A 13,673-nucleotide genomic window follows, 5' to 3' on the forward strand; every position below is an offset into this window, starting at 1 on the left:
ACTGCGAACGGGGGTCAGCGACTCGTCCGTGTCCGCGCGTCCATCGTCCGCGCGTATGCTCGCCCGACTCGCGAGGTTTTTCGTCGCGGGGGCGTGATGGAACGGTGTGGCACGGCTCGACAGGCTTCGCGATCCCGATGTCAGATCGCGGATACGGGAGGCGTACGCCCGGGAGCTGCTCGGCGACTCACGGAGCCTGGTGAGCGTACTCGGGATCTGTGCCGTCGGCGTGCTCGTCGGGATCCGGTACTACGTCGCGACGATGCCGGCGGTTCCGACGCTCCTGTGGCCGCTGTACGTCGATTCCCCGACGGCGCTCGCGCTCGCGATGCTCGCGCTTGCGACCCTGATTCCGACGGTCGGATCCGGTCGGGACGTAACCGCGATCCCGGCCAATCGTCCGCTCGCGTACCTCCAGACGTTGGCGTTCGTCTGGCTCGTGAAGTACGGGCTGTGGCCGCTCGCGGCGTTGCACGTCCGCCCGGAGCTCTACCTCGGCGCGCCGGACGCGATCGTCGCCTACTGGGGGATCCTCCTCACCCATCTCGGGTTCGTCGGACTCGCGTTGCTCCTTCCCGCCTTCGGACGTACGACGCGCGGTGCGCTCGCGGTCGCGACGGTCCTGTCGCTTCTCAACGACGTCGTCGATTACGGGTTCGGGTATCACCCCCCGTTACACTACGATCCCGGGGTGGTCCTGCCGACGGCGACGGTCGCCGTCGGCCTGTTCGCCGTGGGGCTGGCCGCGCGGTCGTTTCGACGACTCGAGTCCTGAGGAACCTCCCTCGAACAGACCGGTCGTGACCATCGAACGTTGACGAGATCGAAGCGATCTGCGAACTCCCGTGAGAACGCGGAAGAAGCCCAATACACCAAACCAATATGCGAATGCCCGGGGGAGGACGCGGCGGGAGTCCCGCGAGCGAACGCAGTGAGCGAGTGGGACTACGCCGCGTCCGCGAGCGCAGCGAGCGGACGCGGCGGGATTCGAACCCGCGATCGAGAGGTTAGGAACCTCTCGCCCTATCCACTAGGCCACGCGTCCGACGAGAAGGGGTCGGCCCGACGGGTCACTCACCCGAACGGTTCGGCCGTCTCACTTCGACGTCTCGGTCGCCGTCTCGGAGTCGGTCGCCGCTTCGGTCTCGGCTTCGTCGTCGTCAGCGTCGGTCGTCTCGGACGAGTCGGCCGAGGAGGTCGTCGAGTCGGACTCCTCGGTGGGATCGATCTCGCCTTGCATCTCCTGGAGCTCCTCCTCGACCTCCTCACGACCCTTCTTGAACTCGCCCATCGCCTGACCGGTGGAACGAGCGAGCTTCGGGATCTTCTGTGCGCCGAACAACAACACGAGGACGAGCAGGATGATGAGTAGCTCGGGACCGACCGGAAGCGGACCGAACAGTGGAATCGCGGGTGTCATCTCACCTCGCAGTAGCCCGGTTATTATTATATGCCTTTTGCTCCCCTCGGGACCCCGACCGACCATCCAAGGCCATCGTCGCTCATCGAGGACGATCGCTGCGTTCCGATCGACGCGAGCCATAAAGTAAAAACCGCGCGCGAACGACCGGCCGATATGGCATCCACCGGCGATACGGCACCCGATTTCGAGGCGACGTTCGTCGCTGACGACGTCGAATCGATGCGTCTGTCGGAGCGGCTCGGCGACGGCCCGGTCGTTCTCGCGTTCTTCCCGGCCGCGTTCACCGGAACCTGCACCACGGAGCTGTGTACGCTTCGCGACCGGTTCGACCGGTTCGAGGCGCTGAACGCGACGGTCATGGGGATCAGCACCGATCTCCCCTACGCCCTCTCGGAGTTCCGGTCCCAGGAGGAGTTCACCTTCGGACTCGTCAGCGACGCCGGCCACGAGGCGATCGCGGCATACGACGTCGTCGACTCGTTCGACCACGTCGGGATCGACGAGATCGCCCGCCGGTCCGTGTTCGTGATCGACGACGAGGGGACGATCACCTACCGCTGGCTCGCCGGCGAGCCGGGCGAGGAGCCCCCGTACGACGAGGTCGAAGCCGCGGTCGAGTCGGCCACCGCCGAGGCGATCTGAAAGCCGACGGGAGACGAAGCGTCAGACGCTCCCGATCGTGGTCCGCCAGCAGGCTTTTTAAGTTCGGACGCGACGACCGACGAGGCATGGACGACGACGCCGACGAATCGACGGAACGACGCGAGTACGATCCGGGCGCGGACCACGCCTTTCCGGACGGGCGTTTGAACGAGGTCCTCTCCGCGATCGAATCCGATCCGGAGATCGCCACGTACCTGCAGGCCCAAAACGTCAACGCGGTCACCCGAAAGGGGTACAACGACCACGGCGAGAAACACATCGAGATCGTTCGCGACCGTGCGCTCAGACTCTACGACCTGTTGAAGGCCGGCGGGGTCGAGTTCAACGGCGCCAGCGATCAGGGACTCGAGGAGGCCGACGAGGCCGTCATCGTCGCGCTCGCGGCGACGCTTCACGACGTCGGCCACGTCGTCCACCGCGACGACCACTCCTACTACTCCATCCCGCTCGCCGCCGATCTCCTCGATCGCTTCCTCCCCGAGTTCTACGGGACGGAGGCGGCCGTCCGCGTGAAGGCGGAGGTGCTACACGCTATCCTCTGTCACCACACCGAGGAGACGCCGCTGACGAGGGAGGCCGGCGTGATCCGGATCGCGGACGGGCTCGACATGGAGCGGGGGCGCTCGCGCATCCCCTACGAGAAGGGCGGCCGGGGCATCAACACGATCTCCTCACGGGCGATAGAACGCGTCGCGCTCGCGCCGGGGTCAGACCACGCCGTCGAGGTCGAGATCACGATGAACAACGCCGCCGGCGTCTACCAGGTCGACTCGCTTTTGAAGTCGAAACTCGAGGGATCGATGCTCGAGTCCGACGTCCGGATCGTCGCGATAAACACCAAAGGTGACGGCGAGGATCGGCTCGTCGAGCGGATCGAGCTGTAGCGACCGGGCCGTTCACGCCCCGGCGATCCGGACGAGGTTGTACCCGGCGGCGAGACACGAGAGCACGCCGACGCCGCCGAACATCACCGCCAGCACGACGTCGCGGTCGCGGTCGGCGACGACCGCCGGGATGGCGATCAGGACCATGCCGGCCAGCTTCGTCGCGATCATCCCGCGAACGAGGCCGTACCGGTCGATGAGCCGTCCGCCGATCGGGGACCCCTCCACGAACGGCCCGTGAGCGATCGCCACGTAGGTGGTGGCGACGTCGGCCGTCACGCCGAGGACGAACAGCGCGAGTCCGATCCCGAGACGGCGATCCATCGCTCGCGGCTATGCGAGGGGGATATAAGAAAACCGGGGACGGACGACGTCGGAGGCTCGCCCGTCCGCCTCACCCATCCCCCGAAACGGGCGACCGATCCGATCAGCCCACCAATACGAGGATCAAGGCGGCGGCCGCGACGAGCGTGATCACGAGGACGCCGCGGCCGATCCCGGACCGGATCTCCGAGTCGATTCCGAGGCGGCGAGCCGCGGATCGGGGGTTCATCGCGGTCCACTCGAGGAGCGCGACGAGCCGCATGGTCGCGCGGTCGACGGCGGCCCACAGCTCAGTCACGCCCCAGATCAATCCGCGTCCGGCGTAGAAGAACGCCGGGTAGGTGACGGCGTCGACGTCGCGAACGTGGTGGGCCAGCCAGCCGAGCGGCCGCTTGAGCGCGAAGAAGCCGACGAATCCGGCGACCAACAGCGCGGCGGACTCCCGAAGATGGCCGGCGCTGTAGGGGTGGAGCTCCGCGAGCAGGTACTCGGTGTGGGGCATCAATCCGATGAGCGTCTCGTAGGAGACGCCGAGGAACACGCAGGCGGCGGCGGCGAGCGTCATCCCGACGGTCTGAAAGGCCGTCGCGTCCCGCGGTGAGCTCGAGGCCGGGCCGTGGAAGAACGTGTAGTAGCCGAGCTTGATGAACGACATGAACGTCCCGACGCCGCCGAGGATGAGGAGCCACCACAGGAGCCCGCCGCCCAAGGCGATCTCGAACTGGTGGATCTCGTGGGCCGAGTCGATCACCATCCCCTTCGAGACGAAGCCGTTGAACCCGGGCACGGCCGTGATCGACGCGGCACCGACGAGGTAGATCACGAAGGCGATCGGCATCTTCCGCCAGAGGCCGCCCATCTCGCGGATGTCCTGTTTGCCGGTCCGGTAGATCACGACGCCGAGCGCCATGAACAGCAGGCTCTTGTAGAGGACGTTGTTGAGCAGGTGGGCGAACCCGCCCGCGAGCGCCTTCTCGCCGACGTAGCCAGCGAGCCCGATCCCGGCGAGCATGTAGCCGACCTGCGCCTGGATGTGGTAGGAGAGCAGCCGCCGCGGGTCGTACTGCAACAGCGCGAAGAAGGCGCCGTAGACCGCCATCGCGCCGCCGAGGTAGGCCATCCAGAGCCCGCCCTCGGGGAACGCCCGGTAGAGGACGTAGACGGCGGTCTTCGTCGTGAAGACCGACAGGAACACAGAGGCCGCGATGTGCGGGCGCGGGTAGGTGTCGGGCAGCCACGTGTGAAGCAGGATGAACCCGCAGTTGATCCCGATCCCGACCGCCGCGAGCGGGGCGGCCGACGCGTGGATTCCCGTCTCGGCGGTGAACAGGAAGCTCTCGACGGCCCCGAAGTGAACGACGACCGCCGCGAGCAACAGCGTCCCCCCGATGCCGTGGAAGATCGCGTATCGGAATCCGGCCCGGACCGCCTCGCCGCCGTGGTGCCAGACGAGAAGCGTCGAGGTGACGGCCATCAGCTCCCAGAAGAAGACGAGCGTGAGCCAGTCGCCGGCGTAGACGGTCGCGACGGTCGAGGCGACGTAGATCAACGCGAGCCCGCTCGTCCACTTCGGGGCGTCGCTGCCGTAGGCGTAGGCCACCGCGGCGGTCGCGAGGAACCCGATCACGGCGCCCATCAGCCGCGAGAAGTCGTCGACGTTGAGGAACACGACGTCGAACCCGAGGAACCGTCCCGCCAGGAGGGGACCGTAGACGCTCGGATCGAAGGCGAGGGCCTGGACGAGGACGAACGCGGTCGCCGCCGCTCCAAGCAGGTGACCGATCCGTCGGGGCAAGGCGACGACGAGCAGCGCGGCGATCGCCACGAGCGCGTACGACGGGAGCGAAAGCAGCGCCGGCGGAAGCCAGGACGCGAGCGCGCCCAGATCGACCGCGCCGACGCCCGTCATGGTCCCACCCCCGCGCCCTCGAGGCGCGTGTCGACGATGAGCTGGATCAGCTCCAGGAAGCCGGTCTCGGTCGGCACGACCCCGACGAGGACGGCGAGGGTCATCGCCGTCAGGATCGGCGCGAGCATGAACCACGTCGTCTCGCGTCCCAGCAGGGCGTCGAGACCGCGGATCGACTCCCAACCGCCCGGCGGCGGCCCGCCGTGGTGGTCGTGGTCGGCGGAGTCGTCAGCGTGGTGGTCGTGGTCGATGCGATCGTCACCGTGGCGACCGTGATCGTCGCCACGATCATCGTGATCGCCACGATCATCCTCTGGCTCGGGCGTCGAATCCCGAAAGCCGACGGTCGCGTCCGAGGGGTTCTTGTCGACCGCGTAATCGCCGGTGTCGATCCGCTCGGCCGGCTCGGAGAAGTCCCGATCGCCGGGGGAGAAGTCGGGTCGTACGACACCATCCGGATCCATCGCGACGTCCTCGGCGTCCGGAATCGTCTCCTCGGCGACGGCGGTGTCCTCCTCAGCGACGGTGGTCTTCTCCTCGAAGTCGGCGGGTTCGGAGGCCTCGGCGGCGTCCTCGGCGTTTTCGTCACCCTCCTCCGCTCGTCCGTCGACGGGGGCGTGATCGTCGTCGGCGACGTGGTCGTCGTCCGGTTCGCGTTCGCCGCCGTCGGTCCGCGGCGACTCCACGGTTGCGGTCGTCCGTCCGCCGAGCGGGAAGTCGACGAGCGGCTTGGAGTCGTGAGATTCCTCCGACTCGAAGAACGCGGTGTAGACGACCGGCCAGAAGTAGGCGATGTTGAGGACGCCCGAGAGCAACAGCGCGCCGGCCAGGTAGTAGCCGACGGGCGTGAGCGCCGCGCCCATCCGGACGCCGCCGATCAGCATGTAGTACTTGCTTACGAACCCGGCGACGAGCGGGATGCCGGCCATCCCGGCGGCGGCGACGGTGAACGCGCCCATCGTCACCGGCATCCGCTTTCCGATCCCGGCCATCTCCGAGATGTAGTCGGTGTGGGTCTCGACGTGGATGCAGCCGGCACAGAAGAACAGCGTGAGCTTCATGAACGCGTGCGCGGGGATGTGAAGCAGCGCCCCGACGAGGCCGTACCACCCGAACAGCCCCAGTCCAAGCAGGATGTAGCTGAGCTGGCTCACCGTCGAGTAGGCGAGCCGCTGTTTGAGGTGGTCCTTGCGCAAGGCGATCACGCTGGCCGCCGTCAGCGTGAACGCGGCCGCCACCGACAGCCAGATCCCCACGCCGAGATCGAAGACGACCTCGGGTCCGTAGACGTCGAGGACGAGCCGCGAGACGCCGAACGCGCCGGATTTGACGACGGCGACGGCGTGCAACAGCCCCGACACCGGCGTCGGGGCGACCATCGCCTCGGGGAGCCACTGGTGGAGCGGCATCAGCCCGGCCTTGACGCCGAATCCGACCGCGAGCAGGACGAAGGCGATCTTCGCCATCAATGGGTCGGTGCTCGCGGCGGTCGCGAGCGCGTCGATCCCGCCGGCCGAAAAGGAGACGGTCGGCTCGCCGACGAGCCCGGTCAGCCAGTAGACCAACACGGTCCCGGCGAGCACGAGCACGCCGCCCCCGAACATGGTGTACGCGAGGTACTTGCGGCCCGCCGAGCGCGCCTCCGCGGTCTCGTCGTGGGCGACGAGCGGGTAGGTCGCGATCGACAACAGCTCGTAGAAGACGAAGATGGTGACGAGGTTGCCGGCGAAGGCGATCCCCATCGTCGTCGACAGCGAGACGGCGAAGGCGGCGAAGTAGCGCGTCTGGTTGGGCTCGTCGAGCCCGCGCATGTAGCCGATGCTGTAGAGCGAGGTCACGATCCATAGGCCGCTCGCGAGGAACGCGAAGAGCATTCCGAGGGGGTCCGCCCGCAGCGTGAGCTGGACGCCCGGCAGGAACGCCAGGAGGTTCGAGACGTAGACGGTGCCGCCGAGCACGCCGGGCAGCATCGAGGCGACGGCGGCGAACTTCCCGACGGCGGCCAGGAGCGTCCACCCCTCCCGGAGGTTCGGTCGCCGGTAGGAGGCGACGATGAACCCGGACGCAACGAACGATACGAGGACGGCGACGAGCGGTCTCAGTGATTCGACTTCGGTCATTTAGAACATCCTCCCGAGGAACGGGTCGAAGAGATCGTAGACGGCGAAGCCGGCGAAGCCGAGCCCGACGGCGGTCAGCGTGACGGCCACGAGGACGACGAGGGCGCCGGTCGGAACGGGCCCGACGGACTCGCCGCCGTCAGCGAGCGCGTCGGACGGCCCCGAGCCGGACGATCCGCCATCCGCAGTCGAGTCGACGGCGGGATCCACGCCGGCGAAGTAGAGTTGTTCGACGATCCGAGCGACGTACGCGAGCGTGAACAGGGTGCTCAAAAGCATCACGACGGCGATCCCCGCACCGGCCGGATCGCCGGTTCCGGCGACCCTGACGGCGCCGAGGGCGATGTACCACTTCCCGAGCAGCCCGACCGACGGGGGAATCCCGACGAGCGCGAGCCCGAGGACGACGAAGGCCCCCGAGACGTACGGCGCGCGTCGAGCCAGGCTCGCGAGGTCGCGAACACGTCTGGCTCCGTAGCCGTACGCGAGGAGGCCGATCGCGAGGAACAGCCCGAACTTGAGGAGCCCGTGGCCGATCAGGTGGACGATCCCGCCGAGCAGCGCGGTCTCGTTCGCCAGTCCGATCGCCGCGACGATCATCCCGAACTGGGCGACCGAGGAGTAGGCGAACAGGCGCTTGAGGTCGGACTGCATGACCGCGAGCGCGGAGCCGACGAGGATCGAGACGCCGGCGACGAGCAACATCCCGTTCGTGATGTGGGGATTGGCCTCGAGGAACTCGACGGTGAAGACGGTGTACGTGACGCGCAACAGCGCGTAGGCGGCGGCCGTCGAGACTAACGCCGCGATCAGCGCCGTCACCGAATCCGGCGCGCGCTGGTAGGCGTCCGGCTGCCAGACGTGCAGCGGGAACAGGGCGATCTTGAGCCCGAAGCCGACCGCGATAAAGGCGTAGCCCGCCTGGATCAGCGGGTCGCCGTAGCCGACCGAGGCGATCGCGCCCTGGAGGTCGACCATGTTGAGCGATCCCGTCGCGAGGAACGTGTAGCCGACGCCGACGAGGTACAGCGAGGCGCCGACCGTCCCGACCATCAGGTACTTGATCGAGGCGTAGGCGCTCGCGCCCGACCGGTCGGCGGCGACGAGCGCGTAGGTCGTCAGGCCGACGATCTCCAAGAAGACGAACAGGTTGAACAGGTCGCCGGTGAGCGCCATGCCCATCAGCCCGCCGACCAGCATGAGGTAGGCGGCGTAGAACGCGTTCCCGCGCGGTCCGGCGACTCGCGAGAGGACGAGCGTGGCCGCGGCGACGATCGCGATCAGCGCGACCATCGCGGCCGACAGCTCGTCGGCGACGAGCTCGATCCCGTACGGCCGCTGCCAGCCGCCCAGCTCGTGGACGATCCCGATCGGGGAGGGCGGATCGAGGAACGCCGTCCGAACGACCGCCCCAGCCATCGCGAGGAGGGCGAGAGCGGTCGCGGCGGCGATCGGCCACCCGACGTCGTCGTAGCGAAGCCCGAGAGCGATCGGCATCGTCGCGGCGACGATGGGCACCACGATCAACGCGGGCAACAGGACGTCGATCACGCGGCGTCACCCCCTTCGTCGGTCCCGGGTGCATCCGGAGCGGCCGGTGCGTCGGGGATCGCGTCCTCCTCGCGCATCACCTCTCGTAGCGCGTCCGTACGGAGGGTTCCGTACTCCGCGTAGATCCGCAGACAGAGCGCGAGTCCGACCGCCGTGAGGCTCACGCCGACGACGATGGCGGTGAGGACGATGACCTGCGGGAGCGGGCTCACGTGGAGCGTCTCGCCGCCGCCGTCGTGGACGATCGGTATCGCCCCGCCGCGCACGTACGCGGAGGCGATGAAGAGGAGGAATATCGCCGTCTGGAACAGGTTGAGTCCGATGATCTTCTTCACCAGGTGCTCGTTGGCGATCATCATGTACAGGCCGATACAGAGCAGGATCGCGAACACGGCGTAGGCGTGTCGCGTCGCCAGCAGGTCGACGACGGTGAGCGCGACGCCCGTCATTCGGACCCCTCCGTCGGCTCGGTGTCGTTCGGCCGGGTTGAGCCGCCGTTTCCGGCGTCGTGGTCGTCGAAGCCGGCGGCGAGGAGGAAGAACAGCCCCACGAGCACGCCGGCGACGATGGGCCCGATCCCGAGGATCTCGACGCCCTCCATGCCGTACTTCACCGGATGGGGGATCGGAAGCAGCGCGTACTCGAGGAAGGTGCCGCCGCGGGCGAGCCCGACGATCCCGATGCCGGCGAAGACGAGGACGCCGCCGACGCCGAGTCCGACGACGGTCGCGTTCGTGAACCACTCGCGGGTGGAGTCGATCCCGAACGCGAAGGCGATCATCAACACGACCGCGGCGACGATGGCGCCTCCCTGGAACCCCCCGCCCGGCGACCCGCCGCCGTGGAAGGTGACGAACAGCCCGTAGGTGAACGCGAACGGCGAGACGATCTTGACCGTCGACATGATCACCTGGCTCTCCGTGTAGGGCGTCTGTTGACGCTGGATCCGGGAGAGATGCGGCCGCTCGTCGCGCCCGGAGTAGGTCGGCTCGATCGGGGGGGCGCCGGAGCGCTCGTCGTCGCCCCCGTCGCCGTTGGGGACGGCGGAATCGGTCGTTTTCCCGGCGTCGCCGGGGGAGGAGCGGTCGCTCACGAGAACACCTCCCGGTGGAGGACCACCATCGCCGCCACGCCGGCGGCGAAGACCACGACCGCCTCCCCGAAGGTGTCGAACCCCCGGTAGGAGGCGAGCACGGCCATCACCGCGTTCTCGACGCCCGTGTCGGCGTAGGTGTTCGCGAGGTAGTAGCCGGTGACGTCGGGATTCGACCAGACGGGCGCGTCCGGGTCGCCGACGGCCGGCATGAACGAGACCGTGGCGAGCATCACGGCACACAGGGCGCCCACCGCCGCTGCGGCCGACCAGTCGACCGTCTCGAAGACGACCTCGCGGTCGATGCGCGAGGTCTTCGCGATGGTGAGAAGCAACAGGACGGTCGTGACGCCCGCCGAGATCGCCGCCTCGGTGAGCGCGACGTCCGGGGCTCGATAGAACGTGTACAGCGCGGCCATGCCGAGGCTGTAGGCCCCGAAGACGATGATCGACGAGAGGACGTCCCGGGCGAGCGCCGTCACGAGCGCCGTGGCGATCACGAAGACGAAGAGCATCGCCTCGATCGCGGTTACGCTCGCGCTCATCGGCGCTCGTCCCCCTCGGTCCACGGCACGATCCCGTCCTCGAAGGCGGCCCTCGCGATCGCGTGTGCCGCCGTCGGGTTCGTCACGAAGATGAAGAACAACAGGATCACCGTCTTGATCGAGGCACCCTGCCACCCGAGCGTGAGCGCGACGGCCGCCAATCCGAATCCCGCGCCGAGCGTGTCGGCCTGGGAGGCGGTGTGGGCCCGCGCGTAGACGTCCGGAAGCCGGATCACGCCCGTCATCGAGACGAACGTGAAGAACAGCGCCCCGGCGAGACACGCGACGACGAGGACGATCCGGGCGATCGTGACCGGATCGGTCGACTCGAGCGCCATCAGAGGACCCCCCCGCGTTCGACCGTGAACTTCGAGATCGCGATCGCCATCAGGAAGTTCAACAGGGCGTAGACGAGCGCGATGTCGAGGAACGTCGGCTCGCCGAGCCCGGCGCCTAGAAGCGCAAGGATGACGACCGTGTTGGTCCCGAGCACGTTGACTGCGAGGACCCGATCCTGCATCGTCGGGCCCTTGACGGCCCGATACAGCATTCCGAGCGCGAGCAGGACGAACCCGGCGGCGGCGGCCAACAGGACGTCCCCGACCGTGTACCCGCTCGCGATCGCGACGTCGGCGATGCTCATCGGTTCGGCCCCTCCCGAGGGTCGTCGTCAGCCGGTTCGGACGAGCCGTCCCCAGTCGCGATCGACCGTCCGCCGTCGGCGGCGAGAAGGGGCATGTCCTCGTCGGCGTCGGGGCCCTGCAACACCGCGCAGTCGTCGCGCTCGCGCGGCGTCGGGAGCCGTGCGGCCTCGCGGCCGTAGAAGACGAACCGGGTCCACCGCTCGAGCCCGCCGTCGAAGAGCCCCTCGCGGGCCCACGGGATGAGCGTGTGGACGTAGAGGTCGGCGTCCCGCGCGCGAACCGTGAGCGTGCCGGGGGTCAACGTGATCGAGTTCGCCAGCGTCGTGACGGGGAGGCCGGACCCGACGAGTACGCGCATCCGGGTCATCGTCGGCTCGATCGGCAGGGAGGGCGAGAGGATGACTCGGGCGACGACGAGGTTCGATTTGAGGATCTCGAAGAACAACACGGGGACGTAGATGACGCCGCGAAACAGGCGCATCGGCGTTTCCGGAAACGTCGGATCGTGATCGAGGCTGACCCGGGAGAGCGATATGGCGACGACGAGCGCGGAGGCGACCCCGGTCACGAGGTCGAACCAGTAGGTGGGATCGCCGAGCACCATGTAGAAGACGAACGAGAGGCCGAAGACCGCGGCGAACCGCAGCCCCGTGAGCTCCTTTGCGATCCGGACGTGACGTGCGGGACGGTCGACGGTGGCCTCGCGCACCGAAAGCGGCGTCGAGGCGAGTTCGAACTCCATGGGCTGTAACAGCGTCGTGTTCCCCACCGGGGTGTACTCGGGATCGAGGATCACGGTGTCGATGCCGTGATCGTCGGCGTATCGGTGGAGCTGATCCGCGAAGTCTCCGGGGCCGAACAGGTAGGCCTCCTCGCCCACGATCGACGTCTCGACGGCGACGTCCTCGACGCCCGCGTCCTCGAGGTCGTAGCGGGCCCAGACCGCGACCTCCTCGAGCAGGTCGCTCGCGGCCGCCCGCCGCCGCGTGGCGCTCGGATCGTCGGTTCGCCAGGAGGCGAGATGGACGAAGTGGATCGCCTCGATCCCGTCGGCGGCCGCCTCGCTCGTGACGTGTGAGACCGTCGAGCGAAGCGTGGACGATTCCTCGACCGGGACGAGCACCCGGGCCTCAGCCACCGGGAGCACCTCCCGGGATCGGTGATGGAGCGGATGAAGACGACATACGGGGTTCTCGTTCGATGGGTCGAACGGACGACCCAAAACAGTTCTTATCCGACGCGGCGGACGGGTCGACCCCGTCGCTTGTTTCCGTTCTCCGCCGTTCCACTTCGACGCCGACGCTGCCGGCTCAAAAGGTGCTCTTCAGCCGCTCGAAGAAGCCCTGTTCGACGTCGATCTCCTCGCCGCCGGCCTCGGCGAAGGCCTCCAGGGCCTCGCGCTGTTCGTCGTTGAGCGAGTCGGGGACGACCACCTGCACCTGGACGTACAGGTCGCCGCGGCCGCGACCCCGAAGCCGGGGCATGCCCTTGCCAGAAAGGCGGAACGTCTCGCCGCTTTGTGTGCCGGCCGGAACGTCCATCTCGACGGTTCCGTCCACGGCCTCGATCTGCACCGTGTCGCCGAAGACCGCCTGCGGGAACGAGACCGCCTCGTGGACGTGCAGGTCGGCGCCCTCGCGCTCGAACCGGTCGCCGACGTCGACGTCGACCTCGATGAGGAGGTCGCCGTTCGGGCCGCCGTTCTCGCCGGGAGCGCCCTCTCTCTCCATCCGGAGGCTCTGTCCCGACTGGATGCCCGCGGGGATCTCGACCGACAGCGTCGCCTCGTTGCGGACGATCCCGTCGCCGCCGCAGGCCGAACACCGCTCGCTGTAGGTCTCGCCGGTGCCCTCACACCGGGGACACGTCGTCGTCTGCTGGACGCGCCCGAGCGGCGTCTGTTGGACCTGGGTCACCTGTCCCTGGCCGCCACACTGTCCGCAGGTGGAGACGTCGGCGTCCGGCGGGTGACCCGCGCCGTCACACTCCGCACACCGCTCGGGACGGGTGACGGTGAACTGCTTCGTGGCCCCCTCGAAGGCCTCCTCCAGATCGATGGTGACTCCCGTCCGGAGGTCTTGACCCTGTCGAGGGCGGTTCGGGTCGTTCCCGCGGCCGCGACCGCCGCCGCCGAAGAACTGGTTGAAGATGTCCTCGAAGCCGCCGCCACCGCCGCCGCCGAAGGGACCGCCCGCGCCGCCCGGCCCGCCGCCAGCGCCGGAGCCGGCCGCGCCGTGTTTTTCGGCCTCGACGAATCGGTCGTGGCCCAGCTGGTCGTACTGGCGGCGCGTCTCCTCGTCGGTGAGGACCTCCTTCGCCTTCTTGATCTTCTTGAACCGCTCCTCGGCGTCGTCGTGATCGCTGACGTCGGGGTGGTACTCGGCCGCCTTCTCTCGATACGCCCGTTTTATCTCGTCGACGTCGGCGTCCCGTGAGACCCCGAGTACGTCGTAGAAGTCCTCGCTCATGCGTGTTGGTTCGGTCTTGTGACCCCGTAATTCGTCGGGCTACTTGAAA

At 68.2% G+C, this 13,673-nt stretch carries 15 protein-coding genes and 1 tRNA gene; 3 read left to right on the forward strand and 13 right to left on the reverse strand.

Annotated features, from left to right (window positions below; translation table 11 throughout):
- Positions 1 to 106: 106 nt before the first annotated feature.
- Complete coding sequence (locus ACZ5YD_RS05510; RefSeq protein WP_379746469.1) at positions 107 to 775, forward strand: DUF1405 domain-containing protein; 669 nt, start codon at positions 107 to 109, stop codon at positions 773 to 775.
- A gap of 197 nt (positions 776 to 972) precedes the next feature.
- On the opposite strand, the gene ACZ5YD_RS05515 is transcribed toward ACZ5YD_RS05510, so the two are convergent.
- Together ACZ5YD_RS05515 and ACZ5YD_RS05520 are read right to left on the reverse strand one after the other, a co-directional pair.
- Positions 973 to 1,045, reverse strand: a tRNA-Arg gene (locus ACZ5YD_RS05515).
- Between the two features lie 51 nt (positions 1,046 to 1,096).
- Complete coding sequence (locus tag ACZ5YD_RS05520) at positions 1,097 to 1,420, reverse strand: Sec-independent protein translocase subunit TatA/TatB (protein WP_379746026.1); 324 nt, start codon at positions 1,418 to 1,420, stop codon at positions 1,097 to 1,099.
- A 156-nt stretch (positions 1,421 to 1,576) separates the two neighbouring features.
- Here ACZ5YD_RS05520 and ACZ5YD_RS05525 point away from each other — a divergent pair, with 156 nt between their 5' ends.
- Positions 1,577 to 2,065: a redoxin domain-containing protein gene (locus tag ACZ5YD_RS05525; RefSeq protein ID WP_379746024.1), complete on the forward strand. Its 489-nt coding sequence runs from the start codon at positions 1,577 to 1,579 to the stop codon at positions 2,063 to 2,065.
- An 86-nt stretch (positions 2,066 to 2,151) separates the two neighbouring features.
- A complete protein-coding gene (locus ACZ5YD_RS05530; RefSeq protein ID WP_379746022.1) occupies positions 2,152 to 2,970 on the forward strand; it encodes an HD domain-containing protein in 819 nt (272 codons plus the stop codon).
- Positions 2,971 to 2,982: 12 nt separating this feature from the next.
- Here the strand turns inward: ACZ5YD_RS05530 and ACZ5YD_RS05535 are convergent, their stop codons facing one another.
- The 11 genes from ACZ5YD_RS05535 to dnaJ form a co-directional block, all read right to left on the reverse strand.
- Positions 2,983 to 3,294 carry a hypothetical protein gene (locus ACZ5YD_RS05535; protein ID WP_379746019.1) on the reverse strand — a complete coding sequence of 104 codons (312 nt, stop codon included), beginning with the start codon at positions 3,292 to 3,294 and terminating at the stop codon, positions 2,983 to 2,985.
- 103 nt (positions 3,295 to 3,397) lie between these two features.
- Positions 3,398 to 5,203: a Na(+)/H(+) antiporter subunit D gene (locus ACZ5YD_RS05540; RefSeq protein ID WP_379746016.1), complete on the reverse strand. Its 1,806-nt coding sequence runs from the start codon at positions 5,201 to 5,203 to the stop codon at positions 3,398 to 3,400.
- The gene (locus ACZ5YD_RS05545; protein WP_379746013.1) at positions 5,200 to 7,323 is read right to left on the reverse strand and encodes a cation:proton antiporter; all 2,124 of its coding nucleotides are present in this window, start codon (positions 7,321 to 7,323) and stop codon (positions 5,200 to 5,202) included. Before ACZ5YD_RS05545 ends, ACZ5YD_RS05540 begins: the two co-directional genes overlap by 4 nt.
- Positions 7,324 to 8,874, reverse strand: coding sequence for a proton-conducting transporter transmembrane domain-containing protein (locus tag ACZ5YD_RS05550; protein WP_379746010.1), 1,551 nt, complete (start codon positions 8,872 to 8,874; stop codon positions 7,324 to 7,326).
- Positions 8,871 to 9,323, reverse strand: a complete 453-nt coding sequence (locus ACZ5YD_RS05555) for a cation:proton antiporter subunit C (RefSeq protein WP_379746007.1) — start codon at positions 9,321 to 9,323, stop codon at positions 8,871 to 8,873. The genes ACZ5YD_RS05550 and ACZ5YD_RS05555 overlap by 4 nt, the downstream gene beginning before the upstream one ends.
- Positions 9,320 to 9,967: an MnhB domain-containing protein gene (locus ACZ5YD_RS05560; RefSeq protein WP_379746004.1), complete on the reverse strand. Its 648-nt coding sequence runs from the start codon at positions 9,965 to 9,967 to the stop codon at positions 9,320 to 9,322. The genes ACZ5YD_RS05555 and ACZ5YD_RS05560 overlap by 4 nt, the downstream gene beginning before the upstream one ends.
- Complete coding sequence (locus ACZ5YD_RS05565) at positions 9,964 to 10,512, reverse strand: DUF4040 domain-containing protein (protein WP_379746002.1); 549 nt, start codon at positions 10,510 to 10,512, stop codon at positions 9,964 to 9,966. The genes ACZ5YD_RS05560 and ACZ5YD_RS05565 overlap by 4 nt, the downstream gene beginning before the upstream one ends.
- On the reverse strand, positions 10,509 to 10,850 hold the full coding sequence (gene mnhG / locus ACZ5YD_RS05570; RefSeq protein WP_379745999.1) for a monovalent cation/H(+) antiporter subunit G: 342 nt from the start codon (positions 10,848 to 10,850) through the stop codon (positions 10,509 to 10,511). Before mnhG ends, ACZ5YD_RS05565 begins: the two co-directional genes overlap by 4 nt.
- On the reverse strand, positions 10,850 to 11,155 hold the full coding sequence (locus ACZ5YD_RS05575) for a cation:proton antiporter (protein ID WP_379745995.1): 306 nt from the start codon (positions 11,153 to 11,155) through the stop codon (positions 10,850 to 10,852). The genes mnhG and ACZ5YD_RS05575 overlap by 1 nt, the downstream gene beginning before the upstream one ends.
- Positions 11,152 to 12,294: a monovalent cation/H+ antiporter subunit E gene (locus ACZ5YD_RS05580; RefSeq protein ID WP_379745992.1), complete on the reverse strand. Its 1,143-nt coding sequence runs from the start codon at positions 12,292 to 12,294 to the stop codon at positions 11,152 to 11,154. Before ACZ5YD_RS05580 ends, ACZ5YD_RS05575 begins: the two co-directional genes overlap by 4 nt.
- A 172-nt stretch (positions 12,295 to 12,466) precedes the next feature.
- Positions 12,467 to 13,624: a molecular chaperone DnaJ gene (gene dnaJ, locus ACZ5YD_RS05585; protein WP_379745989.1), complete on the reverse strand. Its 1,158-nt coding sequence runs from the start codon at positions 13,622 to 13,624 to the stop codon at positions 12,467 to 12,469.
- Between the last annotated feature and the right edge of the window lie 49 nt (positions 13,625 to 13,673).

The sequence above is a fragment of the Halopenitus salinus genome (genome assembly GCF_055397165.1).

What these genes read in the sequence shown, in the direction of transcription:
- ACZ5YD_RS05545 (WP_379746013.1), bottom strand. Translation starts at nt 7,323, where the DNA reads ATGACCGAAGTCGAATCACTGAGACCGCTCGTCGCCGTCCTCGTATCG.
- dnaJ (WP_379745989.1), bottom strand. Translation starts at nt 13,624, where the DNA reads ATGAGCGAGGACTTCTACGACGTACTCGGGGTCTCACGGGACGCCGAC.
- ACZ5YD_RS05535 (WP_379746019.1), bottom strand. Translation starts at nt 3,294, where the DNA reads ATGGATCGCCGTCTCGGGATCGGACTCGCGCTGTTCGTCCTCGGCGTG.
- ACZ5YD_RS05530 (WP_379746022.1), top strand. Translation starts at nt 2,152, where the DNA reads ATGGACGACGACGCCGACGAATCGACGGAACGACGCGAGTACGATCCG.
- mnhG (WP_379745999.1), bottom strand. Translation starts at nt 10,850, where the DNA reads ATGGCGCTCGAGTCGACCGATCCGGTCACGATCGCCCGGATCGTCCTC.
- ACZ5YD_RS05540 (WP_379746016.1), bottom strand. Translation starts at nt 5,203, where the DNA reads ATGACGGGCGTCGGCGCGGTCGATCTGGGCGCGCTCGCGTCCTGGCTT.
- ACZ5YD_RS05555 (WP_379746007.1), bottom strand. Translation starts at nt 9,323, where the DNA reads ATGACGGGCGTCGCGCTCACCGTCGTCGACCTGCTGGCGACGCGACAC.
- ACZ5YD_RS05575 (WP_379745995.1), bottom strand. Translation starts at nt 11,155, where the DNA reads ATGAGCATCGCCGACGTCGCGATCGCGAGCGGGTACACGGTCGGGGAC.
- ACZ5YD_RS05525 (WP_379746024.1), top strand. Translation starts at nt 1,577, where the DNA reads ATGGCATCCACCGGCGATACGGCACCCGATTTCGAGGCGACGTTCGTC.
- ACZ5YD_RS05565 (WP_379746002.1), bottom strand. Translation starts at nt 10,512, where the DNA reads ATGAGCGCGAGCGTAACCGCGATCGAGGCGATGCTCTTCGTCTTCGTG.
- ACZ5YD_RS05520 (WP_379746026.1), bottom strand. Translation starts at nt 1,420, where the DNA reads ATGACACCCGCGATTCCACTGTTCGGTCCGCTTCCGGTCGGTCCCGAG.